Below are 2996 nucleotides of genomic sequence, written 5' to 3' on the forward strand. Positions count from 1 at the left end.
ACTAAACTTTCTTCTTGATTTCTTCATTCTCAACTGCTAATTTAAACATTTATGCAGTTGTCCAGTATTTGGGGAGTATCACAATTGAATTTACCGGATATAAACACACCTTGGCTAAAATTCCAATGCAATATGTCAATGCAGAATGTGAAAAAAGATACTTCTCATTTAAGGAAACAAAACAAAAAGTTGAAGAGTTGAAAGATTATACAGACAAGATAATGTTCCTGACGAAAGAAAAATTTGATTACGAACAGGCAAGCATAGACTTTATAAATCCCAAACTACCCGACTACTCAAACCAATGTCAGAAAGAAATAGACCAGATACAGCATTTAAACCGTTTAACAAATGAATTTTCTGTTGAGCAAATGAACAAGAATAAAAACGGTATGCCATTCAACAAGCTCAAAATAAATTGTAATATCAATCAGTTAGTGGATATATTTTATCAGTTGCACAGGGAATTATTTACAGACGGCAAACCTATTATTGACGGTAATATAAATGATTTTGTTGCAGTCATTGTAAACAGCTTTGTAGATAAAGACGGCAGGGAATTGAGTCCCGAAACAGTCAAGACAATGCTCACACCGTCAAAGACCGATAAACGTCCCAAACCACATAAAAGAATAGACATTGATAAAATGCTGTAAATAAATCTTGTCCCGAAAGACCAAGTACGGACATAATGACTTTTTTGCATTGCTGTCCTTTGCTTCCATAATCATAAAATTATTTGAAAATGGAAGCAATTATTTTATCAAAAGACCAATACACAGAATTGGTAGCAAGGTTAGACGAAATCGCAACACGTCTTAATGCTAAAAATGACCCGAAGAAAGATACCTTCTTAGACAATCAGGAGTTTCTACAACTGATGAAAATTTCCAAACGAACCGCCCAAACGTGGCGGGACGAGGGGCGTATTTCATTCAGTCAGGTAGGCAACAAAATTTATTACAAGCTGTCAGACGTTGAAAAACTGTTGCAGGAACATTACAACAAGGCTTTTTCGAAGAAATAAGTCTAAAATCTAATGTCTAACATCTAACGTCTAATAAAAATGGAAGTAAGTATTTTTAAAAACTTCAATGAAGTAGTGCAGAACAGCAAAGTAGTTGAAGTATTGAACGACATCAAAACAGGTAAGTATATCAATGTGATAACTTATTTAAGAAAGTCATTGGCAGAAAGCAAAATGGAAGCATACGAAAGGGCAAAGAAATCTTTGCCCGCTTTCACACCTTCGGCTTCCTTTAAAGGTGGCAGGAAATTAGAGTTTGTTACTGCATATACTCAAATCGTAGTATTAGACATTGACAAGCTTACAAAGGAACAATTGACCAATGCTAAAGCATTGGCAATTCAGAACCAATCCACCTTTGCAGCGTTTACCAGTCCTTCCGGAAATGGTTTGAAAATCTTTGTCAGAGTCAATTCATTACAGGAAAACCACAAAGAAGCCTTTCTGAAACTTCAAAAATACTATGAAGAATTATTGACTTTGCCCATAGATAAATCGGGCAAAGATGTTACACGCCTTTGCTTCGTGTCTTACGACACCGATTTGTTTTTGAATGAAAATGCAAGCATTTTTCCGATTATTTCTACCGAAGATTTACGCCCGTATATGGAGCAAAAATCTGAACCCATCAATGAATCTATAACCATTGCGGACAATAATTTTGCTGCCGAAAAATTCAACAACGATTATTTATCGACTTACGAACATTGTGTAAGATTTACCGAGAAAAAAGAAAGTTTCATCACCGGAAATCGGAACAATTTCGTTCATCTGTTGGCGTGTAATCTCAACCGTAAAGGTGTGCCTTTGCCTGCGGCAATGGGCTTTATACTTTCCGATTACAATTACAATACACAGGAGGTAATGGCAACTGTAAACAGTGCTTACAAAAATGTAACCGAATATAACAAAAACAATTCCCAAAAATCCGTTGACGCTATTGAATCCGAAGAATCGGAAGAAGAAGAAAAACCGAGTTTCATTGACCGATTGGAGAATTTTCTAAACAACCGCTACAATTTTCGCTATAATACAGTTACGGGAAAATTGGAATACAAAACCGTAAAATCCACCATTTGGAAACCAGTAACGGATTTTGTGGAAAATTCCATTTTAAGGGAAATACTGAAAGCCAAAGTAAAATGCAACATTAATACTTTGCGGAACTTGTTACACTCTGATTATTGCCAGCAATACGATCCTTTCAAGGATTATTTTGAAACCCTTCCCGAAAATGAAGATGAAACCGACTACATCACAGAGCTTGCCAACACCATTACCACCACAAAGCAGGATTTATGGCAGGTATGTTTCAAAAAATGGTTTGTCGCAATGGTAGCCTGCGTAACCAACGAAAAAGTAACCAACCAAACCGTAATCGTATTCAGCGGAAAACATGTAAGCGGGCTGACATTAGCTTATCTATTAGCAAAGCAAAACATCAAATCCACAGTGCTGGAAGCCTCGCCCAGATTGGGTGGAAGAATACAGACGATAAAAGGATCTTTGCAGACACCTTTGGAATTGGGCGCAACCTGGTTTTCGGATATGCACCCCCATTTGTTATCCCTAATTGATGAATTGGGGCTGAAGAAGTACCCGCAATTTTCAAGGGGAATATCCCTGTTCCAAACCAAGTCGTTTGAGCCACCGCAGAAGTTTTTTGTTCCTGAAGCTGAAATACCATCATACCGGGTGGTCGGAGGAACGCAAATGCTTATTGATACATTGGCACAAAAGCTGCCAAGTGAAGCTATTTTGCTGAATACAAAAGTTACGGCTGTAAAGGAAACGGGAAACGGCATTATACTGGAAACGGCTGATGGTAAAACAATGGATGCGGATCAGGTTGTTGTTTGCATACCACCGCAATTGGTCGCCAAGCAGTATCCGCCCTATGAACTACATGTTTGATTTATGAGCCATAATCTTATAGTTCTGCGGATAGAGGTCTTTCAGGTTCTTATGG

The 2996-nt window shown here is 37.7% G+C and carries 3 protein-coding genes; all 3 read left to right on the top strand.

The genetic code is table 11. The features are described 5' to 3' along the window. The first annotated feature begins 14 nt into the window (after positions 1-14). The 3 genes from IEX60_RS24595 (at position 15) to IEX60_RS24605 (ending at position 2941) form a co-directional block, all read left to right on the top strand. Positions 15-656: a hypothetical protein gene (locus IEX60_RS24595; protein WP_229717784.1), complete on the top strand. Its 642-nt coding sequence runs from the start codon at positions 15-17 to the stop codon at positions 654-656. 89 nt (positions 657-745) lie between these two features. Further along, positions 746-1027, top strand: a complete 282-nt coding sequence (locus IEX60_RS24600; protein ID WP_188754049.1) for a helix-turn-helix domain-containing protein — start codon at positions 746-748, stop codon at positions 1025-1027. A 39-nt stretch (positions 1028-1066) separates the two neighbouring features. Continuing rightward, on the top strand, positions 1067-2941 hold the full coding sequence (locus IEX60_RS24605) for a BT4734/BF3469 family protein (protein ID WP_188754050.1): 1875 nt from the start codon (positions 1067-1069) through the stop codon (positions 2939-2941). Positions 2942-2996 lie beyond the last annotated feature (55 nt).

Origin of the sequence: Parapedobacter defluvii, assembly GCF_014642075.1 — a bacterium.
Lineage (GTDB): Bacteria > Bacteroidota > Bacteroidia > Sphingobacteriales > Sphingobacteriaceae > Parapedobacter > Parapedobacter defluvii.

What these genes read in the sequence shown, in the direction of transcription:
- IEX60_RS24600 (WP_188754049.1), top strand. Translation starts at nt 746, where the DNA reads ATGGAAGCAATTATTTTATCAAAAGACCAATACACAGAATTGGTAGCA.
- IEX60_RS24605 (WP_188754050.1), top strand. Translation starts at nt 1,067, where the DNA reads ATGGAAGTAAGTATTTTTAAAAACTTCAATGAAGTAGTGCAGAACAGC.